This window comes from Streptomyces sp. NPDC048612 (genome assembly GCF_043199295.1).
Classification (GTDB): Bacteria; Actinomycetota; Actinomycetes; order Streptomycetales; family Streptomycetaceae; genus Streptomyces.
In genome coordinates this window covers 41,645-67,753 of record NZ_JBICVV010000016.1, presented here as the reverse complement: position 1 = coordinate 67,753, position 26,109 = coordinate 41,645, and the positions used below count along the sequence as shown (strand labels likewise).

General features: G+C 72.2%; 20 protein-coding genes. 13 read left to right on the top strand and 7 right to left on the bottom strand.

The window, feature by feature from the left end; translation table 11 throughout:
* Nucleotides 1–53: 53 nt before the first annotated feature.
* The 5 genes from ACGFN2_RS23355 to gatB all read left to right on the top strand — a co-directional run bounded on the left by ACGFN2_RS23355 (nt 54) and on the right by gatB (nt 6,595).
* Complete coding sequence (locus ACGFN2_RS23355; protein ID WP_362608772.1) at nt 54–2,162, top strand: bifunctional diguanylate cyclase/phosphodiesterase; 2,109 nt, start codon at nt 54–56, stop codon at nt 2,160–2,162.
* An 873-nt stretch (nt 2,163–3,035) separates the two neighbouring features.
* Nucleotides 3,036–3,332 carry an Asp-tRNA(Asn)/Glu-tRNA(Gln) amidotransferase subunit GatC gene (gene gatC / locus ACGFN2_RS23350; protein WP_006602950.1) on the top strand — a complete coding sequence of 99 codons (297 nt, stop codon included), beginning with the start codon at nt 3,036–3,038 and terminating at the stop codon, nt 3,330–3,332.
* Between the two features lie 5 nt (nt 3,333–3,337).
* On the top strand, nt 3,338–4,831 hold the full coding sequence (gene gatA / locus ACGFN2_RS23345; protein WP_393363417.1) for an Asp-tRNA(Asn)/Glu-tRNA(Gln) amidotransferase subunit GatA: 1,494 nt from the start codon (nt 3,338–3,340) through the stop codon (nt 4,829–4,831).
* 5 nt (nt 4,832–4,836) lie between these two features.
* Entirely contained in the window at nt 4,837–5,070 is a 234-nt protein-coding gene (locus ACGFN2_RS23340) for a hypothetical protein (RefSeq protein WP_030087700.1), read from the top strand.
* 16 nt (nt 5,071–5,086) lie between these two features.
* On the top strand, nt 5,087–6,595 hold the full coding sequence (gene gatB, locus ACGFN2_RS23335; RefSeq protein WP_393363414.1) for an Asp-tRNA(Asn)/Glu-tRNA(Gln) amidotransferase subunit GatB: 1,509 nt from the start codon (nt 5,087–5,089) through the stop codon (nt 6,593–6,595).
* Nucleotides 6,596–6,702: 107 nt separating this feature from the next.
* Here the strand turns inward: gatB and ACGFN2_RS23330 are convergent, their stop codons facing one another.
* Genes ACGFN2_RS23330 through ACGFN2_RS23315 form a run of 4 tightly spaced genes read right to left on the bottom strand, consistent with a single transcriptional unit; the run spans nt 6,703 to nt 9,095 of the window.
* A complete protein-coding gene (locus ACGFN2_RS23330) occupies nt 6,703–6,960 on the bottom strand; it encodes a hypothetical protein (protein ID WP_393363411.1) in 258 nt (85 codons plus the stop codon).
* A gap of 28 nt (nt 6,961–6,988) precedes the next feature.
* Nucleotides 6,989–7,993, bottom strand: coding sequence for an aldo/keto reductase (locus tag ACGFN2_RS23325; RefSeq protein ID WP_393363408.1), 1,005 nt, complete (start codon nt 7,991–7,993; stop codon nt 6,989–6,991).
* Between the two features lie 17 nt (nt 7,994–8,010).
* Complete coding sequence (locus tag ACGFN2_RS23320) at nt 8,011–8,274, bottom strand: DUF397 domain-containing protein (RefSeq protein WP_393363405.1); 264 nt, start codon at nt 8,272–8,274, stop codon at nt 8,011–8,013.
* On the bottom strand, nt 8,271–9,095 hold the full coding sequence (locus tag ACGFN2_RS23315; protein WP_393363402.1) for a Scr1 family TA system antitoxin-like transcriptional regulator: 825 nt from the start codon (nt 9,093–9,095) through the stop codon (nt 8,271–8,273). The genes ACGFN2_RS23320 and ACGFN2_RS23315 overlap by 4 nt, the downstream gene beginning before the upstream one ends.
* A 112-nt stretch (nt 9,096–9,207) precedes the next feature.
* Here ACGFN2_RS23315 and ACGFN2_RS23310 point away from each other — a divergent pair, with 112 nt between their 5' ends.
* Nucleotides 9,208–9,621 (top strand): ATP-binding protein, encoded by a 414-nt coding sequence (locus ACGFN2_RS23310; RefSeq protein ID WP_393363399.1) that lies wholly within the window; start codon nt 9,208–9,210, stop codon nt 9,619–9,621.
* A gap of 270 nt (nt 9,622–9,891) precedes the next feature.
* Complete coding sequence (locus tag ACGFN2_RS23305) at nt 9,892–10,803, top strand: LuxR C-terminal-related transcriptional regulator (RefSeq protein WP_393363396.1); 912 nt, start codon at nt 9,892–9,894, stop codon at nt 10,801–10,803.
* Nucleotides 10,804–10,893: 90 nt separating this feature from the next.
* Here the strand turns inward: ACGFN2_RS23305 and ACGFN2_RS23300 are convergent, their stop codons facing one another.
* From ACGFN2_RS23300 to ACGFN2_RS23290, 3 genes are all read right to left on the bottom strand, one after another.
* Nucleotides 10,894–11,856: a DMT family transporter gene (locus ACGFN2_RS23300; RefSeq protein WP_362608757.1), complete on the bottom strand. Its 963-nt coding sequence runs from the start codon at nt 11,854–11,856 to the stop codon at nt 10,894–10,896.
* An 87-nt stretch (nt 11,857–11,943) separates the two neighbouring features.
* Complete coding sequence (locus tag ACGFN2_RS23295; protein WP_362608755.1) at nt 11,944–12,669, bottom strand: 2OG-Fe dioxygenase family protein; 726 nt, start codon at nt 12,667–12,669, stop codon at nt 11,944–11,946.
* Nucleotides 12,670–12,704: 35 nt separating this feature from the next.
* Entirely contained in the window at nt 12,705–13,913 is a 1,209-nt protein-coding gene (locus tag ACGFN2_RS23290; protein WP_393363392.1) for an argininosuccinate synthase-related protein, read from the bottom strand.
* Nucleotides 13,914–14,199: 286 nt separating this feature from the next.
* Here ACGFN2_RS23290 and ACGFN2_RS23285 point away from each other — a divergent pair, with 286 nt between their 5' ends.
* The 6 genes from ACGFN2_RS23285 to ACGFN2_RS23260 all read left to right on the top strand — a co-directional run bounded on the left by ACGFN2_RS23285 (nt 14,200) and on the right by ACGFN2_RS23260 (nt 26,108).
* Complete coding sequence (locus ACGFN2_RS23285) at nt 14,200–16,305, top strand: phosphocholine-specific phospholipase C (RefSeq protein ID WP_393363389.1); 2,106 nt, start codon at nt 14,200–14,202, stop codon at nt 16,303–16,305.
* Between the two features lie 245 nt (nt 16,306–16,550).
* Entirely contained in the window at nt 16,551–18,788 is a 2,238-nt protein-coding gene (locus ACGFN2_RS23280; RefSeq protein WP_393363386.1) for an MMPL family transporter, read from the top strand.
* 105 nt (nt 18,789–18,893) lie between these two features.
* Nucleotides 18,894–19,538: a hypothetical protein gene (locus ACGFN2_RS23275; RefSeq protein ID WP_393363383.1), complete on the top strand. Its 645-nt coding sequence runs from the start codon at nt 18,894–18,896 to the stop codon at nt 19,536–19,538.
* A 225-nt stretch (nt 19,539–19,763) separates the two neighbouring features.
* The gene (locus ACGFN2_RS23270; RefSeq protein WP_393363380.1) at nt 19,764–22,439 is read left to right on the top strand and encodes an ABC transporter substrate-binding protein; all 2,676 of its coding nucleotides are present in this window, start codon (nt 19,764–19,766) and stop codon (nt 22,437–22,439) included.
* Between the two features lie 206 nt (nt 22,440–22,645).
* Nucleotides 22,646–22,843: a hypothetical protein gene (locus ACGFN2_RS23265; RefSeq protein WP_362608745.1), complete on the top strand. Its 198-nt coding sequence runs from the start codon at nt 22,646–22,648 to the stop codon at nt 22,841–22,843.
* 160 nt (nt 22,844–23,003) lie between these two features.
* The gene (locus ACGFN2_RS23260) at nt 23,004–26,108 is read left to right on the top strand and encodes an AAA family ATPase (RefSeq protein ID WP_393363591.1); all 3,105 of its coding nucleotides are present in this window, start codon (nt 23,004–23,006) and stop codon (nt 26,106–26,108) included.
* The last annotated feature ends 1 nt before the right edge of the window (nt 26,109 follow it).

The window sequence follows — 26,109 nt, the reverse complement described above, 5'->3', positions numbered from 1 at the left end:
TGAGGAGTGCGCCTGCCGTGGCGCGGGCACAGCCGGCTGTGAGAGGGATCGGAATGAAACCGACCGACAGCGCCGCTCCGGCGTCGCGGCTCCGGCGGCTCGTCGTGCCCGCGCTGCCCGCGACCATCGTCACCGTGGCGGGCCTCGCGCTCGCCACGGGCGTCATCGTGACCCTGGGCGAAGGTGAGGCCCTCTTCCCCGGCGCCGCCGTGGGCTGGTCGCTGGCGATCCTCACCGGCATCATCGTCGGCCACCTGGTCGCCCTCGGCCGGGACCGCTGGTGGGGCGGAACGGGCTCCGGCGCTGCCCTCGCCCTCGCCGTCCTGCTGCTCTACGGCTGGGTGCCCGCCGTCCTCGTCAGCCTCTCCGTGGTCGTCCTGGTCGGTGCCGCCCGGCGGCACCGCTGGCGACAGGCCGTGGTGCACGGTGCCGTGGACATCCTCGGCCTCGGCACCGCGGCGCTCGGCCTCGCCGCGTTCGGTGTGGCCTCCAGCGTCCGCCACCCCTGGGGCCCGCCGTCCTGGAACCTCGCGGTCCTCCCCGAAGTCGTCGTCACCGCCGCCGGCTACCTCTTCGTCAGCCGCGGCCTGCTCTGGCTCAGCCTCACCCCACGCACCGGCCAGCTGCCGGCCATCCCCCGAACGGCCGTGCTGCGTCAGGCACTCGTCGCCATCGCACTGCTCGGCATCTCCCCGCTGATCGCCGTCTGCGCCGTCCACGCCCCCCTGCTGCTGCCGCTGTTCGCGGTTCCGCTGATCGCGCTGGACTCCACCCTCTGGATCGCCCGCGCCCGCGCCGAGGAGCAACTGCGTGACCCGCTCACCGGCCTGCCCAACCGCCAGTGGCTGCTGGAGCGCACCTGGACCGCCCTGGACGACGCCGAGCGCGTCGGCGCCCGCTCGGCGCTGGTCCTCATCGACCTGGACCGCTTCCGCTCCGTCAACGACACCCTCGGCCACCTCGCCGGCGACCGCCTGCTGCTCCAGATCGCCGAGCGCCTGCGGCACGCCCTCCCGCGGGGCGCCGAGGCGGCCCGGCTCGGCGGCGACGAGTTCGCCGTCCTGCTGCCCACCACCGACTCCCTCACCAGCTCCCAGCGGGCGGCCCGCAACCTCGTCGCCGCCCTGGGCTCCCCGCTGGACCTCGACGGACTCACCCTCGTGCTGGAAGCCAGCGCGGGGGTCGCCGTCTTCCCCGACCACGCCCTCGACGCCGAGGGACTGCTGCGCCGCGCCGATGTGGCGATGTACCAGGCCAAGCGCGACCGCAGCGGTGTCGAGCTCTACGAGGCCAAGCGGGACGGCAACACCCCCGACCGGCTGGGCCTGTTGGGCGATCTGCGCCGCGCCCTGGACGCCGGCGACGTCGAGCTGCACTACCAGCCCAAGGTCGGCTTCGACGGTCATGTGGCCGGGCTGGAGGCGCTGGTCCGCTGGGTGCACCCGGACCGCGGCCGGGTGCCACCGGACGAGTTCATCGCCATCGCCGAGTCCTCCGGGCTGATGCCCCGGCTGACGGAGTACGTCCTGGAGACCGCGCTCGCCCAGGTGGCGCGCTGGCGCGCGATGGGCCTGGAGGTGCCGGTCGCTGTCAACGTCTCCCCGCGCGATGTGCACTCCCCGGGCTTCGCTGGAGCGGTCGCCGCGCGGCTCGCCCGGCATCGGGTCCCACCCGGCGCCCTCCAACTGGAGATAACCGAGCACGTCCTCCTGGAGGACCCGCAGCGGGCCGCCGACACCCTCGCCGGGCTCACCGCGCACGGCGTCAAGATGTCCCTCGACGACTTCGGCACCGGCTACTCCTCGCTCGTCCACCTGAGGCGGCTCCCGGTCAGCGAGCTCAAGATCGACCGCTCGTTCGTGGCCCGGCTGGCCGTCGACACCGAGGACGCGGAGATCGTCCGCTGCACCCTCGACCTCGCCCACTCCCTCGGCCTCCTGGTCGTCGCGGAGGGCGTCGAGGACGACGAGACCTGGGAGCGGCTGCGCGATCTCGGCTGCGACGCCGTCCAGGGCTGGCTGGTGGCCGCGGCGATGCCACCGGACGAGACCACCGCCTGGCTGAGAGCCCGCGGCGAGCGCGGCTGGCAGCGCGCCTCGGAGACGGCCGCCCTCGCGGCGGAGAAGGGCGCCGAGCGCCCTTCCGGACAGGTCCTGAACTGACCCGGCCACCGGCCGTCCCATGTCCCCGCTCCGAAGCACCCGCGCAGCAGCCTCCGGCCCCGGCCCGTCCCGAGGAGGACGACCACGGGCCGTCGGCGGAGACGGCTGCGGCTGACGCGTCCGCCGATGGCTCCGATACGGCCGCCACGTCCGGTGAGGCCGGTGCGGCCGACGGGCCGGACGCGTCCGACGGGGCCGATGCGTCCGACGCGCCTGAAACCCCCGACGGGCCCGCCCGCCTCGACGAGCCCGAAACGCCGGAAGACACCGGCTCGTCCGACGTACCGGCGACCACCGGCCAGGTGCCCGCCCCGCCGGATGTGCCCGCCCCGCCGAACGTGCCTGCCCCACCGGATGTACCTGCCCCACCGGACGTGCCCGCTCCTCCGGACCTGCCTGCACCGCCGGACGTGCCCGCTCCGCCGGGCATGCCCGCCCCGTCCGAGTCCGCCCGGCACACCCCACGCCCCGAGCCGGCATCGGCCGAGGCGGACGCGCCAGCCGGGTCAGAGGCGGAGGCGGCACACGACCATCAGACCCCCGCCCCGCCGACACCGCCGGCCGCGCCAGGCCGTCCGGACGCGCCGTCTCCCAGGGCTCACGGCGAGCCCGGCACCGGCGGCGAAACAGCCCGATGAGCCTGCCGGGCCCGGTGCCCGGCAGGGGTCCCGGCCGGGCACCGGCGCCCGGCCGTGGAGCAGGAAACCGGCCCGTGTCGGGCGTTCGCGGCGGCCCCCGGCGAAACGGTTTCGCGGCAGCTCTTCCGTACGCCATAGGATTGGGCCGGAAAAGTTCACAGGAGTATTCGCCGAGAAGACTCCGCCTGGACATTCCGCCCGGAACACTCCGCCAAGAACACCAGAGGATCGCTGCATGCCTGGCATCACGCGCGAGGAGGTCGCTCACCTCGCCCGGCTGGCACGTCTGGAGCTGAAGGCCGAAGAGCTCGACCACTTCGCCGGACAGCTCGACGACATCATCGGCGCGGTCGCCCGCGTCTCCGAGGTCGCCGATCAAGACGTCCCGCCGACCTCCCACCCGCTGCCGCTGACCAATGTCATGCGGCCGGACGAGGTCCGTCCGTCGCTGACTCCCGAGCAGGCGCTCTCCGGCGCCCCGGCCCAGGAGCAGCAGCGTTTCAAGGTGCCGCAGATCCTGGGGGAGGAGTGACCGACATGGCAGACCTGATCAAGCTCACCGCCGCCGAGATCGCGGCGAAGATCGCCTCCGGCGAGCTCACCGCCGTCGAGGTGACCGAGGCCCACCTGGCCCGCATCGAGGCCGTCGACGAGAAGGTGCACGCCTTCCTGCACGTCGACCGCGAGGGCGCGCTCGCCCAGGCCCGCGCCGTCGACGAGAAGAAGGCCCGCGGCGAGAAGCTCGGCCCGCTGGCCGGCGTCCCGCTCGCGCTCAAGGACATCTTCACGACGGAGGGCATTCCCACCACCGTCGGCTCGAAGATCCTCGAAGGCTGGCTCCCGCCGTACGACGCGACGCTGACCAAGAAGCTCAAGGCCGCCGACGTCGTCATCCTCGGCAAGACCAACATGGACGAGTTCGCCATGGGGTCGTCGACGGAGAACAGCGCCTACGGGCCGACCGGCAACCCCTGGGACCTCACCAAGATCCCCGGCGGCTCCGGCGGCGGCTCCAGCGCCGCCCTCGCCTCCTACGAGGCCCCGCTCGCCATCGGCACGGACACCGGCGGTTCCATCCGCCAGCCCGCGTCCGTCACCGGCACGGTCGGCGTCAAGCCCACCTACGGCGGCGTCTCCCGCTACGGCATGGTGGCGTTCTCCAGCTCCCTGGACCAGGGCGGCCCCTGCGCCCGTACGGTGCTGGACGCGGCGCTGCTCCACGAGGTCATCGCCGGCCACGACCCGCTGGACTCCACCTCCATCGACGCGCCGGTCCCGCCGGTCGTCGAGGCGGCCCGCAACGGCAGCGTCGAGGGCATGCGCGTCGGCGTCGTCAAGCAGTTCCGCGGTGAGGGCTACCAGGCCGGTGTCATCCAGCGCTTCGACGAGTCCGTCGCGCTGATGAAGGAGCTGGGCGCCGAGATCGTCGAGCTGGACTGCCCGTCCTTCGACCTGGCGCTGTCCGCGTACTACCTGATCGCGCCCTCGGAGTGCTCCTCCAACCTGGCGCGCTTCGACGCCATGCGCTACGGCCTGCGGGTCGGCGACGACGGCACCAAGTCCGCCGAGGACGTCACGGCCCTGACCCGCGAGGCCGGCTTCGGCCCCGAGGTCAAGCGCCGGATCATGCTCGGCACGTACGCGCTCAGCTCCGGCTACTACGACGCGTACTACGGCTCCGCCCAGAAGGTGCGGACGCTGATCACCCGCGACTTCGAGAAGGCCTTCGAGCAGGTCGACGTGATCGTTTCGCCGACCACGCCGACCACCGCCTTCCCGATCGGCGAGCGCGCCGACGACCCGATGGCGATGTACCTCGCCGACCTGTGCACGATCCCCACCAACCTGGCAGGCAACGCGGCGATGTCGCTGCCCTGCGGCCTGGCTCCCGAGGACGGGATGCCGGTGGGCCTGCAGATCATCGCTCCTGCCATGGCCGACGACCGGCTCTACAAGGTCGGTGCCGCGGTCGAGGCCGCGTACACCGCCAAGTGGGGTCACCCGCTGCTTGAGGAGGCACCTGCACTGTGAGCGCCATGACCAAGAAGGCCAAGAACTTCAAGAAGTCCAAGGGCGGCCTGTACCTGTCGATCGGCAGCACCGCGTTCGGCGCCCTCAGCGTGGCCAAGCAGGCCAAGCTGGCCCGTCAGGAGAACGACACGCTCCGCCTGATCGACGCCGCCGTTTCGGCCGCGGCGATCGTCACCGGCCTGGCGATCCTCTACCGCGAACTGAAGCGCCTGGGCGACGACGACGTCCTGCTGGGCTGAGAGGGAAAGTTTCACCGTGACTGTCACTGACCTGGTGTCGTACGAGGACGCCCTCGCGACGTACGACCCCGTCATGGGCCTGGAGGTCCATGTCGAGCTCGGCACCAAGACCAAGATGTTCTGCGGGTGTTCCACCACCCTGGGCGCGGATGCCAATGCGCAGACCTGCCCCACCTGCCTGGGACTGCCCGGCTCGCTGCCCGTCGTCAACGCGATCGGCGTCGAGTCCGCGATCAAGATCGGCCTGGCGCTGAACTGCTCCATCGCCGAGTGGTGCCGCTTCGCCCGGAAGAACTACTTCTATCCGGACATGCCGAAGAACTTCCAGACCTCCCAGTACGACGAGCCGATCGCCTTCGACGGCTACCTCGACGTGCAGCTGGAGGACGGGGAGATCTTCCGGGTGCACATCGAGCGTGCCCACATGGAGGAGGACACCGGCAAGTCCACCCACATCGGTGGTGCCACCGGCCGTATCCACGGCGCCCGGCACTCCCTCCTGGACTACAACCGCGCCGGTATCCCGCTCATCGAGATCGTCACCAAGCCCATCGAGGGCGCGGGCGAGCGGGCCCCCGAGGTCGCCAAGGCGTACGTCGCCGAGCTGCGCGAACTCATCAAGGCGCTGGGCGTCTCCGAGGCCCGCATGGAGCAGGGCCAGATGCGCTGCGACGTGAACCTCTCGCTGCGCCCCAACGGCACCGAGACCTTCGGTACGCGCTCGGAGACCAAGAACGTCAACTCCCTGCGCTCCGTGGAGCGTGCGGCCCGGTTCGAGATCCAGCGGCACGCCGCGGTGCTCTCCTCCGGCGGCACGATCATCCAGGAGACCCGGCACTTCCACGAGGAGGACGGCTCCACCACCGCCGGCCGCATCAAGGACAACGCTGAGGACTACCGCTACTTCCCCGAGCCGGACCTGGTGCCGGTGGCCCCCTCGCGCGAGTGGGTCGAGGAACTGCGGGCCACGCTCCCCGAGCTGCCGCGGGTGCGCCGCAATCGGCTGCGCGAGGAGTGGGGCATCTCCGAGCACGACATGCAGTCGATCCTCAACGCGGGCGCGGTCGACCTGATCACCGCCACCGTCGACGCCGGAGCGGACTCCGCCTCGGCCCGTAAGTGGTGGATGGGCGAGCTGGCCCGCCGCGCCAACGAGGACGGCGTGGAGCTGGCCGCCCTGCCGATCACCCCCGAGCAGGTCGCCCGGGTCACGGCGCTGGTCGCCGACGGCTCGCTCAACGACAAGCTGGCCCGCCAGACCATCGAGGGCGTGCTGGCCGGCGAGGGCGACCCGGACACCGTCGTCGAGAAGCGCGGCCTGAAGGTCGTCTCCGACGAGGCCGCCCTGGGCACCGCCGTCGACGAGGCCATCGCCGCCAACGCCGCCATCGCCGACAAGATCCGCGGCGGCAAGGTGGCCGCGGCCGGCGCCCTGGTCGGCGCGGTCATGAAGGCCACCCGGGGCCAGGCCGACGCGGCCCGCGTCCGCGAGCTGATCCTGGAGAAGCTGGGCGTCGAGGGCTGACGCGCCACTTCTTGTGCCCGAGGCTTCTTGTGCACGCGGCCGAGCGGCCGTCCCTCTACGGAGGGGCGGCCGCTCCGTCGTTCAGGGGTGGGCGGTCCGTCCCGCCCTCAGGGGGCGAACAGCCAGCTGCCGCCGAAGACCGCTGCGAGCACGCCTATGGATGCGGTGAGCGTCATCCAGGGCCGCGCACGGCGCCAGCCCACCATGGCCAGCGCGGCGCAGCAGATCAGCACCGGACTCAGCACGAAGGCCAGGGCCGGGACCCCGCCCCTCACGATGCCGACCACGGCGGGCACGGTGACGAGCAGGGCGAGCGCGGTGGTTCCCAGCGCGATACGGCGCGGATAGTCGTCCCTGATCAGCACAGCTCTCCTCGGTCCCCCTCGGTTCCTTTCAGTGCCCCAGCCGTTCCAGTGCGGCGAGTGGATAGCGTTCCCCGGCGACGGCGCCGTCCGGTACCGCTGCGCGGAGTTGGTCGGTCTGCTCGGGGGCCAGGGCGATCCCGGCCGCCGACGCGTTCTCGTCCAGGTAGGCGCGGCGCTTGGTGCCGGGGATCGGGACGATGTCCTCGCCCTGGGCGAGCAGCCAGGCGAGGACGGCCTGCGCCGGGGTGCAGCCGAAGGACTCGGCGGTGGTGCGCACGGCCCGGACGAGGCCGAGGTTGCGGTCGATGTTCTCCTCGGCGAACCGCGGCCACCGGCGGCGGGCGTCCTCGGCGGTGAGATCGTCCCGTGCGGCGAGCGAGCCGGTCAGCATCCCGCGGCCGAGCGGTGAGTACGCCACGATGCCGATGCCCAGCTCCCGGCAGGTCGCCCGCATCTCGCCCTCCACCACGTCGCGGGTGAAGAGGGAGTACTCCAACTGCACGGCACTGATGGGGTGGACGGCGTGCGCCCGGCGCAGCGTCTGCGGGCTGACCTCGCTGAGGCCGAGGTGGCGTACGGCGCCGGCGGCGACCAGCTCGGCCATCGCGCCGACCGTCTCCTCGATGGGGACGGCCGGATCACGGCGGTGCATGTAGTAGAGGTCGATGTGGTCCGTGCCGAGGCGGCGCAGCGAGGCGTGGCAGGCTTCGCGCACCCAGGCGGCGGAGGTGTCGACCTCGTTCACCCGCCCCGTGGCGGCGTCGTGCCGCAGCCCGAACTTGGTGGCGAGGACGAGTCCGTCTCGCAGCGATCCCGTACGGCTGTGCAGCCAGCGCCCGAGGAACTCCTCGTTGGCGCCGCGCCCGTAGGCGTCCGCGGTGTCGAGCAGCGTGACGCCGAGTTCGACGGCGCGGTCGAGCGTACGGAGCGACTCGGCGTCGTCCGGGACGCCGTACGAGGTGGACATCCCCATACAGCCGAGGCCGAGGGGGGAGACGGCCGGGCCGTGGGTGCCCAGCTGGCGGGGCTTCATCGTCGGTCCTGCGCCCGTCAGTTGGTGACGTCGGCGAGGAACGCGGACCAGGCGTCGGCGCTCAGGGTGAGTATGGGGCCGCCGGGGTTCTTGGAGTCGCGGATGTGGATGGCGGAGGGGCAGGCAGCGACTTCCAGGCAGTTGCCGCCTTCGCTGCCGCTGTAGGTGGACTTGTGCCAGTCGTAGGCGATCTCGACGCAATCGCCGCCTGCGCTGCCGCTGTAGCTGGACTTGAACCAGCTAAGACCGTGAGAGAAGTGCTGGGCTGCTGTGCTGGTCATGACTCTCCTAGCAAGTCGTCCAGCAGGCTCTTCGTCTCCTCAGGGGTGAGGGCCTGCGACCGCAGCATGCCATATTTCTGTTGGTACGCACTGACCTCGTCCGGGTCATCGACGAGGAAGCTGATCCGTTGAGCTTCGATGTATGCGAGGTGCTCGTGGTCGGGTGTCTCCAGCAGGAGCAGAGGGCCATCTAGGGAGGCATGGGTACATCGGGCCGTCGGCATGATCTGAAGTCCCAGGAAGGGGAGTTCGGCGCACGAGCGGAGGTGGCGGAGATGGGCGCGAAGGATCTCCGGGCCGCCGATCGGCCGGTGGAGGACCACCTCTTCCAGGATGAAGTTGAGCATGGGCCTAGGCTTTTTGCGCTCCAGCAGTTTCTGCCGACTGATGCGTCCCGAGAGCCACACCTCGGCTCGCTCCTCGTCCAGCGGTGGGTAGAGGGAGTCGAACGCTGCCCGCGCGTACGGCTCCGTCTGCAACAGTCCGGGCATCACCTGGTTTTCGTACGACAGAAGAGTCAGCGCCTCCTCCTCATGCTCCACCAGGTCCTGCACGAAAGCGGGCAGCTTCTCCCGTTCCGGGACCTTGGCCACCGCGACCGCCAACGCCCCCTTGGTGTCGAGGATTTCGTCCAGCGTCTCGGCCAGGTCGAGCTTGAGAGGACGGCGGCCCTGCTCGATGGAGCCGATGGTGTCTTCGTGGAGCCCGACCCGCTCGGCCAGTGCGGGCTGGGTGATGCGGGCGGCCCGGCGGAAATGACTCAGCTGGGCGCCGATGACGTGCCACGAAGTGATTTTCTTCGGTTTGTTCGGCGATTGCATGCGGTCTGCCTTCCCCTCCCTGTGACGGCATGACACAGCCAGAAGTCGTACAGCCGATCTGTACGACCTGACACTGTGGTCCAGCATAGTTACGCACTGTGACAGTGGCGGCATGCACAAGGAGATCCAGACACTCTGCGCCCGTACGGTGCGCTACCGGCGTGAGCGCCGATCCGTCCCGCTGGCAAGGGAGTTCGCCCGCCATGCGCTTGCCGACTGGGACCTGGAGAGCCGGGTGGACGCCGTCCTGCTCTGCGTCAGCGAGCTGGCGACCAATGCCCTGCTGCACGGCGTGCCGCCGGGGCGTGAGTACCGGCTGTGTCTGTCGCTGTACGAGGACGGGCTGCTGCGGGCCGAGGTGCACGACAGCGGGGGCGGTGAGCCGCGGGTTCCGGTGCGGGGCGGTGCGGCGGAAGAGGAGTGCGGGCGGGGGCTGTTCCTGGTGTCCGCGCTCTCGGACAAGTGGGGGGTGGGGGAGCGTGATCCGGGCAAGATCGTGTGGTGTGAGTGGTGGCCGGAGAGGTGAGTGGTGTGCGGCGGTCCGGGGTGTCCATGATGAGAGACCTGGCGTGGACAGTGGATGTGACGGCCGCTTACCATCCTGAACTCGGTCCTGGGTCCGTTCTCCGGAGGCGTGGACCGTTTTGCTCGCGCCCACGCCAATGACGCCGTGACACGCACTCTTCATGGAGGTGTCATGCGTTCGCGTTCCGGTCCCGACCGAGCCGACGAGGTCTTCAACTTACTTCTGGCGCAAGGTGATTGCCCGCCCGCACGCGCGGCGGAGCAGCTCGGCATGACGAGCCGGAAGTTACAGGAGACCTTGCGGTATCTGGCCGCCATGGGGCTGGTGCGGCCGTCCCGCGACGGGGCGTTGCCGGTTCCGGTGTCACCGGAGACGGCGTTCGCGCTGCTGCTGGACACCGCCGAGCAGACGACGGCGGACCGGCTCGTCGGACTGCGTTCGCTGCGCGCCGCCTTCAGCGCGCTGGCCGACAGTCTGCTGGTCCCTCCCCCGGGCGCCGAGCGGTCCGCGGCCCGGATGGAGGTGCGGGTGGGAGCGCAGCAGATCGCGGAGAGCATGGACGCCATGGCGGCCGCGGCGCGCCGGGAGGTCCTCGTGCTGTGCCCGTACGACCCGGCCGCGCCGGAGTGCTGGGACGAGTCCGGGCGGCGCAGTGTCCAGGTCCTGGCGCGGGGCGTCTCCCTGCGCACCGTCCATCTGCACTCGACCGCGGAGAACACGGCGGGCCATGCGCATCTGCGCGGGCTGCGGCGCGCGGGCGCCGAGGTGCGGCTCGCGATGACCCTGCCGTTCCGGCTCACCCTGGTCGATGAGGTGCGGGCACTCGTCACCTCGGGCCCGGACGGTGAAGAGGTGACGGCGCTGGAGATCCACGGTGCCGCGATGTGCCGCTTGCTGCGGCAGGTCTTCGAGCACTGCTGGGTGTATGCGGAGCGGCTGACCGACGCCGGTTCCGGTGCCGCTCAACAGGGCGCCCACGAGGCAGCGTTGACCGACCGGGAGCAGATGGTTCTCCGGATGTTCGCCGCCGGGCTGAAGGACCGGGCCATCGCCCGCAACCTCGGGGTGTCCGACCGTACGCTGCGCCGGACCATCACTCCGCTGCTCACCAAGCTGGGGGCGGAGAGCAGATTCCAGGCGGGCATGATGGCCGTCGAACGCGGTGTGCTGACCCGGGCTTAGCGTGGGGCGCCTCGGGGCCGGTACGTGGCCCGTGCGGCCTGGTGACGGGTGTCGGGCCGCGGTGAACGGGCGCCGGTTGCGGTGGCCGGGTCAGGCCGCTCCGGCCGGCTGCGGTGCCGCCGGCCGGTCCTCCGTGGCGGGCGGCGGCGCCGTGGCCTGCCGGCCCCAGGTCGTACCGATGAGCACGAGGGCCGCCCCGGCCACGCCGAGCGCGCCGGGCCGGTCCCCGCCGAGGGCGACACCGATCACGGCGGCCCACAGCGGCTCGGTGCCCAGCAGCAGGCTCACCCGGGACGGCGAGGTCCGGCGCACCGCCCACATCTGGACGAAGAAGGCGAAGAGCGTGCACATCAGCGCCAGATAGAGGAGGGCGGCCCACTGCTGGGGGGAGTAGGCGGCCGCGGCGTCCACCGGTGAGACGGCGGCGAACGGTGAGGCGAGCGCGAAGACGACGACGGCGGCGGCGAACTGGACGACGGTCAGCGCCCCCGAGTCGGTCGAACGGACCGCCTTCATACGGCTCATGGCCATCACGTGCACGGTGCGGGCGACGGCCGCGAGCAGCATCAGGAGGTCGCCGGACGAGGGGGCGGTGAACCCGGACCCCTGGGTCAGCAGGGCCACACCGGTCACGGACAGCGCGGCTGCGCCGACGAATGCCCCGGTGGGGCGGGTGCGGGTGGCCACGGCCTCCGCGAGCGGGGTGAAGATCATGGTCAGGCTGATGAGGAGGCCCGCGTTGGTCGCCGAGGTGTGCACCACTCCGAAGGTCTCCAGCACCAGTACGCCCGACAGGAGCGTGCCGAGGACCGCGCCCGCGACGATCTCCCGGCCGCTCAGCCGGGTGACCGCGCGGCCCGCGACCACCGCCATCACCGGTGTGGCCACCACGAACCGCAGCAGGAGCAGGGCGATGACGGTGGTGCCGGTGGCCAGCTCCTTGGCGGCCAGGTAGCTGGAACCCCAGACCACGGCCACCAGGACGACGGGCACATCGATGAGCCAGAGGAGGCGGTTGCCGGGGCGCGCGGTGCGCGTGGTCACGGTGGTCATGGTGGGGAGGTCCTTGGTTCGCGGGGGAGTCAGGCCGGCCCCGGCACGCCGTGGGGGCGGGGTGCCGGAGCCCGTCGGTGCGGCCGGTCAGCGGGCGGTGAAGGCGACCACCAGTACGTCGCGGTGCGCGGGCGCCGTCGCGTCCACCGGGCGGACCGGGGTGACGGAGTGCAGGGTGCGGCGGTCGTCCCCGACCAGCAGGTCGCCCGGGTGGGTGAGGGTGGTGGTGAGCAGCTCCTCGCCGGAGTCGGCGAAGACCGCGCTCTCGCCGCCTTCGACATTGAGCCTACGGATCATCAGCGAGGTGATGAACGTGACCCCGTCGCGGTGCCGTCCCTCGGGGGCGGGCTGCCCGGTCTGGTCGTCGCCCGCCGTGATCCGGTACGGGTGCAGTTTGATGTTCCAGGCGGTGGTGCCGTCGACCGCGGTGAACAACGCGGCCATGGACAGCAGCAGGGAACGCAGCAGTGGATCGGCGGCGAACTCCTCCGTCAGCGGGTCGAAGTGCCGCTCGACGCCGCCGTTGAGCGGATTGATGGTGCTCTCCTGGAGGTACGGCGCGTGCGGCAGCGCCGTGAGGGTGCCCGTCGAGGTCTCCACGTCGAACTGGCCGTAGCGGCGGAAGCGGTAGGTACCCCCGTCGGCCATGTGCGTATCCAGCGTGAGGGCGTCCCAATGGGCTCCGAAGCGGGCCCAGTCGGCCGCGTCGGCGTCCAGCAGCGCGGACAGCTCCGGGGCCGGTATGAGGTGGCCGCCGGGGCCGGTCAGCGCGCGGACGGCGGGGGCGAGGGCGGCGGAAGCGAGGGTGTTCACCGTGCGGGTACTCCTGGCGTGCTCGGGCGTGGGGATCAGACGAGAACGGGGGCGGGGGCCGGAGCTGCACGGTGCGCGGCGGACTCCAGGGCGATGGCGCGGTCCTCCCATGCCTCACGGTCGCGCAGATAGCGGGGGCGTGCCGCGGTGATGGCGCGGGTCTCCGCGCCACCCAGCCGCAGCTCCCAGGTCACCGAGCCGCTCGTGGGGGCCGCGCAGGCGTCGATGAAGTGCTGTGCGGCGACGCGCAGTTCACCGAACCAGCGCCCTTCCAGGGCCTCGCGGACCCAGATCTGCTCCAGCTGCTGCTTCTCCCGGATCAGCTCCGCGCCCAGGCAGGCGCTCTCGACATGGCGGTAGGACCGCAGGAGCAGCGACGCGGCCGGCATCTCCCGGATTTCGAGCACCTTTTCCCCGTGGTCCAGGTGCTCAAGTCCGGAATAGCGGCCGAGGCCGTACGCACCGGCCCGCACATTGAGCTCACCGATCAGCTCGGTCAGCGGCATGCGCCGGCCGTCCACGGAGACCGGCAGGCCTGCCTCGAACGTGACGGTCACCCTGCTCGGTGCGGTGTCCGTGCGCGGCGCGCTCCAGCGGTACATGTCCTCGGGGACCGCGTGGTTCTCGGGGTCGTCGAGGATGCCGGACTCGAACTCCCGGCACCACAGGTTGGAGTCGCCGCTGACCAGCCGGCCGACGAGCAGATCGACACCGGCGTCCCGCAGCTCCGCGTGCTTGCGGTCCCGGTCGACGGGGCTGAGGTCGTACGGGCTGCCGTAGGGGCCGGGGTAACCGAGCAGGTCCAGCGCGCCGTTGAGGCGCCGGAGGGTGTTCTGCGAGCGGTTCGCGGTGTGGAGGACGGCCTGGGCGCCGAGCCGGCCGGCCAGCTCCGCTGCCGCCTGGGCGATCAGCGGGCGGCTGAGGGTGGAGCTCACCGGGTGGATTCCGAGATAGACGGCCTGGGCGGCGATGGCCTTGGCCACGTACTGATCGGCGAACTCCTCCCGTTTGTCGAGCACATGCAGCTGAGCGCCCAGAGCCTGGGCCACTTCGCGTTTGTGGCCGGTGGACTCGTCCTCGCCGATGTCGACGCTGACGGCGTGCACCTCACGGATGCCCTGCTCCCGGAGCTTCAGCAGCAGATACGAGCTGTCGAGCCCGCCACTGAAGAGCGTCACCACGGGGCGTGTGGGGTCGAGCAGCGTGTCGAGCTGGGAGAAGGAGCGAATGGGTGGTGGTGCCATGGCGTGTTCTTCCTCCGAGAGATCATCTTCGGAGCCCGTGGTGACGCGTCAGACGTCCCGCGGCCCCCTGAGAACGATCTTTCCGGGGCAGATGCCCGCGGGGAACGGTCATCGCGTGCCGGTACCGGCCACGTCCGCTCCCGGCCAGGGGCCGTCGGTTCGCGAAGGTGTCACCCCGCTCCCTGTCGCCGGTCACGGGAGTCCGCTAGCGTCCCCGTCGCCCCATCGCAAGGCATCGAGCGCAGACCGTTGACTGACTGATGGACCGTCGACTGGGAGGTCGGGCGTGACACCGGAGGTATCTCGCAGACGGGTACTGGGAGTGGGCGCGGCGGCGGGCGCGGCGGTGGCCGGGTCGCTGCTGCCGCCGTCGCTGCAGCAGGCGCTGGCGGAGGACGCGGCACGGCCGGGGCGGGGCGGCGGGCTCGGGGACATCCGGCACGTCGTCGTGCTGATGCAGGAGAACCGCTCCTTCGACCACTACTTCGGGACGCTGCGCGGGGTGCGTGGCTACGCCGACCGCAATGCGATCGAGCTGCCCGGCGGCCGGAGCGTCTACGAGCAGCCGGGGCTGCTGGGCCTCGGGACCGTGCTGCCCTTCCCGGTGCGCGGGGCGGCCGCCGCGCAGAAGAAGGACCTGCAGTACATCGGCGCCCTGGACCACAGCTGGTTCGGCGGCGCGGTGGCCTGGAACGGCGGCTGGATGAACGGCTGGGTCACCGCCAAGACAGCCGCCACCATGGCCCATTACGACCGGCAGGACGTCCCGCTCCACTACGAACTCGCAGACACCTTCACCGTCTGCGACGCCTACCACTCCTCGATCCACTCCTCCACCAGCCCCAACCGCAACCACCTGGTGAGCGGCTGGACCGGCTACGAGCCCAACGGGAAGCGGGCGGTGGGCAACGACGCCTACGAGGAGGACACCCACCCCGGCTACACCTGGACCACCTACGCCGAGCGGCTGGAGCAGGCCGGCCGCAGCTGGCGGGTCTACCAGGAGTGGGACAACTTCACCGACAACAACCTGGAGTTCTACGCGCGCTTCAAGGCGGTCGCGAGGAAGGCCCTGGCCAAGGTGGACGGGGTACGGACCATGACCGCCTACTACACGAAGGTGGCGGGCGCCGACGAGGCAGGGCGCAAGCGGCTGGCGGGGCTCCTGGAGAAGGGCGTCCAGGGGCTGGACCGCGCGGAGCGGAGCCTGTTCGAGCGGGCGCTGCGGCGGGGGGAGCCGGACACCCTGGCGAGCGCGTTCGCCGCGGACGTGGCGGGCGGCAGGCTGCCCGAGGTGTCGTACCTCGTGCCGTCCGCCGCGGACTCCGAGCACCCGGGCTCGTCCTCACCGGTGGAGAGCGCCACCCTCGTCTACAAGGTGCTCGACGCGCTCGGCCGCAACCCGGAGGTCTGGCGGCACACGGCGCTCTTCCTGACCTACGACGAGAACGACGGGTTCTTCGACCATGTGCCGCCCCCGGTGCCGCCCGCCGGGACCGAAGGGGAGTTCTGGGACGGCAGGCCGACCGGTCTGGGCATCCGGGTCCCGATGATCGTCATCTCCCCGTGGACGGTCGGCGGCTACGTCTGCTCCCAGGTCTTCGACCACACCTCGGTCACCCGCTTCCTGGAGCGCTGGACGGGGATCGCGGAACCCAATATCAGCGCCTGGCGGCGCACCGTCTGCGGCGATCTGACCACCGCCTTCGACTTCTCCCGCGGGCGCCGGCAGCCCTCGGTGCGGCGGCCCGGCGCGGTACCGGAGTTCAGCGGGCGCTGGGCGCCGCTGCCGCCGCTCCGGCAGGCGCTGCCCCGCCAGGAGCCCGGCAGCCGCCCGGCCAGGGCGCTGCCGTACCGGCCGGACGCCGACGGCGGTTTCGACCCGGGCGCCGCGGTCTTCCGGATGGCCGTCCGCAACACCGGCGAGGCCTCGGCCCATCTGGCGCTCTATCCGTACGCGAAGGAATTCGGGGCGCCGCAGCACCGGGACGTGCGGGGCGAGGGGCGCTGGGAGGTGCCGGTGAAGGGCGGGAGGTACCGCTTCACGGTGACCGGCCCGAACGGCTTCCGGCGGGAGTTCGCCGGTACCGGGCGGGGCGCGGCCGCGGCCGTCACCCTGGGCACGCGGATCGACGCCGGGCGGCAGGAACTCCAGCTGACCCTCACCAACCCCGGCCGCACCGACCTGACGTTCACCCTCGCGCCGCTCGCCTATACGGACGCCGCGCCGCGCACGGTGACGGTGAGGGCCGGCGGCAGCCGCACCGTCGCCCATCCCGCCGCGGCCGCCCACGGCTGGTACGACCTCGCTCTCACGGTCACCGAGGACACCTCCTTCCGCCGCCGTCTCATGGGGCACGTGGAGAACGGCGAGGAGTCGGTCACCGGCTGAGGGGCGGTGTACGGGGGCGGGGCCCGGAGGAGGGGACGGCGGCGAGTTCCGCTTCCCGTTTTTTGTGGGGAAGCCCACAAAGGGGGTCAAAGGATCTTTTCCGGCTGACACCCTGCCCCGGAGAGGCGGACCGTACGCTTCCGCTTCGGGGCGTGCGGCGGTCCGCCCCGCCCCCGTACATCCGCGCTCGGCACCGCCCGTCCCCGGGAGATATCGACGCACAACCCGGGAAGCAGACGAGGTCCGTGACCGCTCTGGCTCGGTGGTGTCTCAGGCGCCGCATCGTGGTGATCGTGCTCTGGCTCGCCGCCTTCGCGGGCGTCGCCGTCGCCGCCGGGTTCACGGGGGCCGCGTACTCGAACAACTACGAGGTACCCGGGACCGAGTCCGGTCAGGCGAGCGCCCGTATGGCGAAGGCCTTCCCGGACCGCTCCGGGGACGGCGACACCCTCGTGTGGCACACCGACTCCGGAACGGTGCGTTCCGCCGCCGTCGAGAAGACGATGCGGCACACCCTCAAGAAGGTCGCCGGCCTGCCCGGAGTCTCCGAGGTGCACGGCCCCTACGGGACCCGCGGCGACCGCGACGGCGCGCGGCAGATCAGCGAGGACGGGCACACCGCCTACGCCTCGGTGCTCTTCGACCGGCGCACCGACGAGCTGGACGTCGCCCAGGTCCGCAAGGTCGTCGACACCGCGCAGGCCGCCGCCCGTCCGGGTCTCCAGGTCGAACTGGGCGGCGCCGGCATCGCGCTGACCGAGGCGCCGCGCGCCCAACTCCCGGAGATCATCGGGCTCTGCGCCGCGGCCGTGGTGCTCTTCCTCGCCTTCGGCTCGCTCGCCGCGACCTTCCTGCCGATCGTCACCGCGCTCGCCGCCGTCGGCACCGCCTCGGCCGGGATCACCCTGCTCAGCCACGCCATGACCGTCGCCGACTTCGCCCCGATGCTCGGCATGCTGATCGGGCTCGGCGTGGGCATCGACTACGCGCTGTTCATCGTCACCCGGCACCGCAAGGGACTGCGCGCGGGCCTGCCGGTCCAGGAGGCCGCCACCCGGGCCGTCGCGTCCTCGGGGCGCGCGGTCGTCTTCGCCGGTGCCACGGTCTGTATCGCGCTGCTGGGCATGCTGATCCTGCGGCTGAGCTTCCTCAACGGAGTGGCCCTCGCCGCCTCCCTCACCGTCGTCCTGACCGTGGCGGCCGCCGTGACTCTGCTGCCGGCGCTGCTCGGGCTGATCGGGACCCGGGCGCTGAGCCGCCGCGAGCGCCGCCGGCTGGCCGAGCACGGACCGCGGCCCGAGCGGCCCACCGGTATCGCCGCCCGCTGGTCCGGCTTCGTCGAGCGGCACCCGAAACTACTGGGCACCGTCGCGGCCGCCGTCATGCTCGCCCTCGCCCTGCCGACCTTCGGACTGCAACTGGGCACCTCCGACCAGGGCAACAACCCGGCCACGTCGACCACCCGCAAGGCCTACGACCTGCTCGCGGGCGACGGCCCCGGCCAGGGGAGCGGCTTCGGCCCCGGCTTCAACGGGCCGCTGACCCTCGTCGGCACCCTCGACGGCGCCAAGGACCGGGTCGCGTTCGGGAAGCTGCCGCACCGGCTGCGCGAGACGCCGGGGGTCGCGCAGGTCAGCGGGCCGGAGTTCGGCGCCGGCCGCGGCACCGGCGTGATCACCGTCGTACCGGACAGCTCCCCGCAGTCCCGGCAGACCTCCGAGCTGGTGGAGCGGCTGCGGACGGAGGTGCTGCCGGCGAGCGAGCGCGGGACCACCCTCCAGGTACGGGTCGGCGGGATCACCGCGAGCTACGACGACTTCGCCTCGGTCATCGTCGGCAAACTGCCGCTCTTCATCGGCGTCGTGATCGCCCTGGGGTCGGTCCTGCTGCTGCTCGCCTTCCGCAGCGTCGGCATCCCGCTCAAGGCCGCGCTGATGAACGTCGCCGCCGTGGCCTCGTCCTTCGGGATCGTGGTCGCGGTCTTCCAGTGGGGCTGGGGCAGCGAACTCCTGGGCCTGGGCAGCGCGGGCCCGGTCGAACCCTTCCTGCCGGTCATCATGGTGTCGGTGCTCTTCGGGCTGTCCATGGACTACCAGGTGTTCCTGGTCTCCCGGATGTACGAGGAGTGGCAGCTGACCCACGACAACCGCCGGTCGGTGCGCGTCGGTCTCGCCGAGACCAGCCGGGTGATCAACTCGGCGGCGGTCATCATGATCGCGGTGTTCGGGGCCTTCGTCCTCAGCGGCGACCGGACCATCGCGATGTTCGGCATCGGCCTGGCGAGCGCCGTCGCCCTGGACGCCTTCGTCCTCCGTACGCTGCTGGTTCCCGCCCTGATGCACCTGCTGGGCGGCGCCAACTGGTGGCTGCCGTCCTGGCTCGACCGGTGGCTGCCCCGGATCAGCATCGAGCCGCCGCCGGAACCGGGCGGCGTACGGCTGCCCGGCCCGCAGGACGGCGAGAAGCCGCTGGTGAGCGCGTAGCACGCGATCCGGGTCCGGCCCCGCGCCCGGTGTGGCACCGCCCGTCGCCCGCTCCGTGCCGCCGTTCTCATCCGACTCTCAGACACGGCGCCTACGGTCGCGCCCATGGGTACCAGGACGACCGAGAAGCGAACCGACGACGAGAAGGCCGTGCCGGAGCAGACCGCCACGGACACCGCCGCGATTCCGGAGGCCACCGAGGCCGAGGCGGCCGGCAAGGCCGCCGCCAAGGCCGACGAGCAGACCGATGACAACGCCGCCCTCGCCGCGCAGGACGAGGCCGGAGACCTCGGCGCGGACGACGCCGCCGACGAGCTCGGCGGCGACCCGGACACCGCCTCCGCGACGACGTCCTCCGGGGTCGCCGCGGGCGCCGGTGCCGTCGTGGCCGCGGGGCTCGGCCTCGCGTCCGTCAGCGGCACCTGGCTCGGCACGACGCTGGCCGAGCGCGCCAACCTGATGGGCCAGATCAAGCTCCAGTCGGGCAAGGCCAGTGACCAGATCGCCGCCGTCTACGGCGCCTCCTGGCACACCAACGCCCTGGTCAACGGCGTCTTCGCGCTCCTCGCCGTGATCGCCGCCACCGTGGTGCTGACCAGCCGGCGCGCCACCTGGGTCCGGGCCGTTGCCTGGGGCGGACTGGCGCTGGGCGTGCTGGGCGTGCTGATCTCCGCGGGCATGTACCTCGACCTGTTCGGCAGCATGCCGACCGTGCCCAAGGCCCCGGCGGGGGGTCCCACCGCTCCGTAGGGCGGCGCAACCGCCATCCGCCGAAGACCCACCGGTCCGCCCGGTGGGTCTTCGGCGTCTGCGGCGGCACGGCGGCCTGCTGTGCCGGGCGGAACCGGCAGCGGCCACATCGCGGCACACACGAAATCCGAAAGTTTATTGAGCCCGCGGCGTCACCCTTCTAACATGGGTAACTACCCTGTGTAGATCATTAGTTGGCCGAAAGGCCGCTAGTCGGCTGATGAGGTGAGATCCGCGAACAACTCCGTCGAACCCTCCTCCTTCCCGGACGATGCCGGAGCGGACTACTTCATCCGCGAATACCGCACCGCCGTGAACCCCGCCCGGCGCGACCTCCTGGAGAACAAGCCGCCGCTGCTCCTCCTCAGCACGTCGACGGACGCCCCGGAGTCCCACACCCACCGGGTCCTCGAAGCGCTGCGCTGGGCACTCGGACCCGAGTACAAGCGCGTTCCGCACACGGTGCTGTACGCCGAGGGCGACGTGCCCCTGCTCACCGTCCAGGCGGGCACCGGCCTCGAATTCGACATCCCCCGGCGCTCGACCCCGGACCGCTTCCCCAACTTCCGGCTGATGGCGGATGTCGTCGCCCAGATACAGGAGAGCCGTCCGGGCGGCGGTGGTCTGGGCGCGCGGAAGTTACGCGACCACGTCTACCGCCAGCGGGCCGAACGGGGCGGCCTCCCCGGCCTGTTGTGGCACCTGGGCGGCACCGACACCGCGCCCATCGGCGGGGTGTACGGCTTCTTCGTCGGACTCGTATGGCACTCCCTCACCCGGACGCTGCCCCGGTGGATCTGGGCCCGGCGGCAGAACCGCCGGCTCGTCAGGTCCAAGCGGAGCGGCTGGCTCGGCACCCACCTCAACGCGACCGCCGGCGGGGCGCCGGTCTTCGAACTCCTCGACCAGGTGGGGGCCCGCCAGTCGCCCCGGCTGAGTCTGGAGCCCAGCCATCCGCGCCACAAGGAGGGCCTCGCCGCCCTCGAACTCCTCCTGCTGCGCGCCCTGCTGGAGGACCTGCGCAAACCCGCCGTCGGACGGCTGCTGCCCAAGCGCCGCCGCCGGGTGGCCCGCCCCGTGCTGCTGGTGGAGATTCCGCCGGAGGGAGCCCCGGGAGCCGACGCGGCGGAGCGGTTCCTGCGGGCCTTTCACACCCTGCAGGCCGGGCTGGACGGGCCCGGACCGCTGGTCATCGCGGTCGGCCGTCCCTCCGGCTCCCTGCAGGCCGACCTGGGTGTGGAACGCACCAACCTCCGCCGGGCCAGCAGTCTGCTCCACTCCAGCAACCCGCGGCCGGTCGTGGTGCCCCTGGAGGACGAGCCCTTCGAGCGCCCGGGGCTGCAGATTCCCCCGGTGCAGCCGCGGAAGTTCACGATGGGCTGGCGCGCCGTGACCGCCGTCGAACTGGCCGCGCTGGCCACGGTCCTGGCGGGCGGCGCCCTCGCACCCGTCTTCTGGGAGACGCCGCCGGACACCCGCTGCGTGGGCGGGGACCGGCCGGCCGCGTCCGGCAGCCAGACCGAGCGCGTCGAGGTCAGGCCGAAGCAGTGGTACCAGGATGCGCTGGACCGCATCGGCAAGCAGAACGAGGAAGCCGAGAAGTACGCCAAGGACCGCGCGGTGCGCACCGTCGTGCTCTTCGAATCGACCGCTCCGACGAGTGCCGAGGACACCATCTTCGACGGGGCCATCCCCGAACTGCGCGGGGTCGCCATGTGGCAGCAGCGGCTGATAGAGGACGCCGCTTCGGACGCCTCCCGGGTGCCGCTGCGGGTGGAAGTACGGAAGGCCGGTGCGGGCTTCCGCGAAGCCGTCCCCGCCGCGCGTCGCCTCATCCAGGACGTCAAGCAGGAGAACTCCGGAGCGGCGTACCAGCAGATCGTCGGCGTCCTGGGCTTCGCGCAGAGCACCAAGGAGACCCAGGAGGCCGTGAAGGAACTGGGCGCCATCGGCATGCCGATGGTCGGCACCACCGCGACGGCGGACGAGATGCAGCAGAGCGATTCCTACTGGCCCTTCACGCCGGCCAACAGCACGGAAGCAAACATCGAGGCCGCCTTCGCCGCCCGTTCCCCCCTCGTGGCGAAGCCGGGGCGGACGGACCCGCTCGCGCCGGTGGAATGCGTACCCGCCGGGCACGCGGTGATCGTACGGACCCCCGACGACCTCTACAGCGAGAGCCTCGCCGAGCGGTTCCAGCAGGCCTTCACGGGGGGTGAGACGGTCATCAGCTTCCGCCAGGACTCCCAGCCCTTCGCCACGCAAGCGGGTACGCAGAAGGCGACCACGGCCGACCAGCTCGTCGGCCAGGTGTGCCAGGCCGTGAAGGCCGAACCGGACACCGCCGTCTACTGGACCGCACGGGCCAAGGACTTCACGGCCTTCGTCAGGGCCATGGACACCAACGGGACCTGCATCGAGAACGATCTCACCGTGCTCGGCGGCAATGAGCTGACGAATGTGGCGCTCACCGGCCAGTACGCCGACAAGGACTGGCTCCGGCTGTACCACTCCGCGCACCGCCTCCCCGAAGAGGACGACCGCGCCAGCGCGAAGACCAAGGACTTCGTGCGCCAGTACAACCGGCAGTATCCGCAGGACCCCTGGAGCCAGGACGGGCACTCCGCGGTCTCCTACGACGCGTTCCACGTCCTCTCCCGGGCCGTGGACGGCGCGGGGAGCACCGTGCGGCGGGAATCCGTTCTCACCGCCCTGCGAAACAACATCACCTTCGACGGTGCCACCGGGGTCATCAGCTTCTCGGAGTTCAGCAGCGGCCCCCCGAAGCGGAAGACCCTGGTGATCCTCCGGCAGTCGGCCGGCGAACCCGAAGCGGTGGTCGCCTGCGGTGCGTACAGCCTGACGGCACCGAAGCGGCAGGATTCGCCCTGCCCCGACTGACCCGCACCGCACCCGTTCTCCGGGCTCCCTACGGCTCCCGCATTCCCTCCCTAGGCACCCCTGAGTCCGCCGGACCCCGTTCCTAAGGACCGTACGGACACGAAGATCGGGCACCCTCCCGATGTGGCGGACCCCCCTTGGCGACGAGTCTGGAGCCACTCGACAGAACGTCGGGTCAGCACCTCACCACCGTCAGGGGAGACACCATGTTCCACTCCGAGCTGGAGATCCGGGTCCGTCACGAAGAGCTGCGCCGCGAGGCCGACCGGCGGCGTCTGGTGCGCCAGGCGAGCGAGGCCGACGGCGCCGGGCACCGTGGCGCCGCCCGCTCCGGGGACGACGAACCCGAAGGGCGGGTGAGTGTGTGGGGCCGGCGGGCGCGGGTACGCCGCGCCACCGCCTGACCGCGAGGTTCCGGTGCCCCACCGCTCACCGGCCCCGCGGCCGGCCCGACCGCCGCACGCCCGGCCCCAGGTGCTCACCGCACCGGGCCGGGCGTTCCGCGTCCCGGTCACGCCCTTCCCCGTACCGAAGCCCCCTGCCGGATTGTCAGAGCCCTGTGCGATGCTCGGCGGCGTGGAGACCAGGTCCGTCAGTCCCGTGTTCGTCGGCCGCGCGGCCGAACTCTCCGTATTGGGGGACGCACTCGACCGCATCGCGGTGTCCGGCGAGCCCCAGGCCCTGCTGATCGGGGGTGAGGCAGGGGTCGGAAAGACCCGTCTCATCGAGGAGTTCGGCGAGGCCGCCCGCGCCCGCGGCGCGCTCGTCGCGCTCGGCGGCTGCATCGAGATCGGCTCCGAAGGCCTGCCCTTCGCCCCGTTCTCCGCGATCCTGCACACCCTCAACTGGCATCTGCGCGACGAACTGGCCGCCGCCGTCGCCGGGCAGGAGGGCGAACTCGCCCGCATCCTGCCCGAATTGGGGGAGACGCCCGGCGAGGTGCACGACGAGGAGACCGGCCGCGCCCGCCTCTTCGAGCTGACCGCGCGCCTCCTGGAGCGGCTCGCCGCGCACCGCACCCTCGTCCTCGTCATCGAGGACCTCCACTGGGCCGACCGCTCCACCCGCGAGCTGCTCGCCTACCTCCTGAGAGCGCTGCACGACGCCGGCGTCCTCCTGGTGGCGACCTACCGCTCCGACGACATCCACCGCCGCCACCCGCTGCGGCCCTTCCTCGCCGAGATCGACCGGATGCGCACGGTCCGGCGCGTCGAGCTGGCCCGCTTCAACCGCGACGAGGTCCGCTCCCAGCTCGCCGGGATCAACGGCAGCGCCCCCGAAGAGGGCACCGTCGACCGCGTCTACAAGCGCTCCGAGGGCAACGCCTTCTTCGTCGAGGAGCTGGCCCGCGGCCTCGCCGACGGCTGTCTGCACGGCCTCAGCGACCCCCTGCGCGACCTGCTGCTGGTGCGCGTCGAGGCGCTGCCCGAGGACGCCCAGCGGGTGGTCCGCACGGCCGCCGAGGGCGGCTCCACGGTCGAACACGAACTCCTCGCCGCCGTCTGCCGGATGCCCGAGGACGACCTCATCGAGGCGCTGCGGGCGGCCGTCGGCAGCAACACCCTGGTGCCCACCCAGGACGGCACGGGCTACCGCTTCCGGCACGCCCTCGCCCGCGAGGCCGTCGTCGACGACCTGCTGCCCGGCGAGCGCACCCGCCTCAACCGCCGCTACGCCCAGGCCCTGGAGGCCGACCCGTCCCTGGTCCGCGCCGAGGTCTGCGCCGCCCGGCTGGCCAGCTACTGGTACAAGGCCCACGACGCCGCCAAGGCGCTGCCCGCCGTCCTCGCCGCCTCCGTCCAGGCCCGCCGCCGCCATGCGTACGCCGAGCAACTGCGGCTGCTGGACCGCGCCCTGGAGCTGTGGGACGACGCGCCCACCGAGGTCCGCCAGGGCGTGCGCCCGGTCGACTACGCCGAGGCGTATCCGGCCTGCGGCTGCCACGACGGCGACGCCCTGCGCTTCCTGGACCTGCTCGCCGAGATCGCGGTGGCCGCCCGGCTGTCCGGCGACACCGAACGCGCCTTCACGATCACCAAGCGCGCCCTGCGCTCGCTGCGCGACGAGAACGACCCCCTTCGCACGGCATGGTTCCGGGTGCAGCGCTCCCGGCTCTGCCAGGCCACCGGCCGCGGCAATGGCTGGGAGGACCTGGGTACGGCCCAGGAGCTGGTGCGCGGCCTGCCGCCGTCCTCCGTGCACGCCGAGGTGCTGGCCGCCGTGGCGAGCTGGTCGGTGCTGTACGAACCGGGACCGGGCACCTTCGCGACGGCCGAACGCGCCGTGGAACTGGCCCAGTTGGTGGGCGACGAAGGGGCCGAGCTCAACTCCCGGCTGACCCTCGCGGGGCTGCGGGTCGACGCCGGCGAGGTCGAGGAGGGCCTCGCCGACTTCCGTACGAGCCTGGACCGCGCCGTCGACCGCGGCTACTTCGGCGTCATCGGCCGCGGCCATGTCAACCTCCCCTCCGCGCTGGAAGGCGTCGGCCGCTCCCGCGAAGCCGTCGAGGTCACCGAGCGGGGCGTCGAACTCACCACCCGCTACGGCCTCAAGGACAGCACCAGCTGGGTGCTGGGCAACCGCGCCGAGTCCCTCCAGTCGCTGGGCCGCTGGGAGGAGGCCGACCGGGCCGTTGCCGACGCCGCCCGCCTCGCGCAGAACCCCAGCGCCGTCGCACTGGCCGCCAGCCGCCGCACATCTCTCGCCCTGGACCGGGGCGACCTCGCCGCGGCCGAACACGAACTGGCCGTCGCCCAGGAGTACTACGGCACCCACGCCCCGCAGCCGCAGCACGCCATCGTCATGGCGCGGCACGCCCTGCGCATCGCCGCCCGCCGGGGCCGCCTCCTCGACGCCCGGAGCATCCTCCAGCAGGCGCTGGACGCCGGCTTCCCGCCCGGTACCCAGCGCTACGGCTGGCCGCTGCTGTGGACCGCCGCCACCGCCGAGGCGGACGCCCGCGGGCTGCCCGCCGCCGAGCCCGGCCGGGCCGCGGTCCTCGCCCGTATACGGGACGCCGCCAAGCGACTGCCGCAGCTCTGCCCGGTCTGGTCGGCGTACGGCCTCGCGGTCGACGCCGAACTCCGCCGTGCCGAGGGCCGCGAGACCCCCGACGCCTGGGCCGGTGCGGTCAGCGCCTTCGAGCCCCTGGAGCGCCCGCACGAACTCGCCCGGGTCTGCTACCGCTGGGCCGAGTCACTCCTGCACGGCGGCGAGCGGGCCACCACCGGACTGCACGGCCGCACCCCGCGCGAGGCCGCCGTCCTCCTGCTCACCCAGGCGCACACCGCCGCCGTGACGATGGGCGCCCGCCCCCTCGCCGACGAACTCGAACTCCTCGCCCAGCGCGGCCGCGTCCCCCTGCCGGGCCTGACCCCGGCCGGGGCGGCCGCCCCGGTCACCCCACCGGGCACGGCCCCCGGCAGCGCCGCTGCCGAGCCGCCCGCCCCCGCCGAGTCCCTCGGCCTGACCCCGCGCGAACGCGAGGTGCTGCGCCTGGTCGCCGACGGCCGCAGCAACCGCCAGATAGCCGACGCCCTGTTCATCTCCCCGAAGACCGCCAGCGTCCATGTCTCCAACATCCTCGCCAAGCTGGGCGTCTCCGGCCGCGGCGAGGCGGGCGCGGTGGCCCACCGCCTGCGCCTCTTCGGTGAGCCGACGCCCGGCTAGT

Coding starts and splice junctions, on each gene's coding strand:
- ACGFN2_RS23325 (WP_393363408.1), bottom strand. CDS start 7,993: ATGAAGCCCCGCCAGCTGGGCACCCACGGCCCGGCCGTCTCCCCCCTC.
- ACGFN2_RS23260 (WP_393363591.1), top strand. CDS start 23,004: ATGCTCGGCGGCGTGGAGACCAGGTCCGTCAGTCCCGTGTTCGTCGGC.
- ACGFN2_RS23265 (WP_362608745.1), top strand. CDS start 22,646: ATGTTCCACTCCGAGCTGGAGATCCGGGTCCGTCACGAAGAGCTGCGC.
- ACGFN2_RS23320 (WP_393363405.1), bottom strand. CDS start 8,274: ATGACCAGCACAGCAGCCCAGCACTTCTCTCACGGTCTTAGCTGGTTC.
- gatA (WP_393363417.1), top strand. CDS start 3,338: ATGGCAGACCTGATCAAGCTCACCGCCGCCGAGATCGCGGCGAAGATC.
- ACGFN2_RS23310 (WP_393363399.1), top strand. CDS start 9,208: ATGCACAAGGAGATCCAGACACTCTGCGCCCGTACGGTGCGCTACCGG.
- ACGFN2_RS23355 (WP_362608772.1), top strand. CDS start 54: ATGAAACCGACCGACAGCGCCGCTCCGGCGTCGCGGCTCCGGCGGCTC.
- gatC (WP_006602950.1), top strand. CDS start 3,036: ATGCCTGGCATCACGCGCGAGGAGGTCGCTCACCTCGCCCGGCTGGCA.
- ACGFN2_RS23315 (WP_393363402.1), bottom strand. CDS start 9,095: ATGCAATCGCCGAACAAACCGAAGAAAATCACTTCGTGGCACGTCATC.
- ACGFN2_RS23275 (WP_393363383.1), top strand. CDS start 18,894: ATGGGTACCAGGACGACCGAGAAGCGAACCGACGACGAGAAGGCCGTG.
- ACGFN2_RS23340 (WP_030087700.1), top strand. CDS start 4,837: ATGACCAAGAAGGCCAAGAACTTCAAGAAGTCCAAGGGCGGCCTGTAC.
- ACGFN2_RS23300 (WP_362608757.1), bottom strand. CDS start 11,856: ATGACCACCGTGACCACGCGCACCGCGCGCCCCGGCAACCGCCTCCTC.
- ACGFN2_RS23305 (WP_393363396.1), top strand. CDS start 9,892: ATGACGAGCCGGAAGTTACAGGAGACCTTGCGGTATCTGGCCGCCATG.
- ACGFN2_RS23290 (WP_393363392.1), bottom strand. CDS start 13,913: ATGGCACCACCACCCATTCGCTCCTTCTCCCAGCTCGACACGCTGCTC.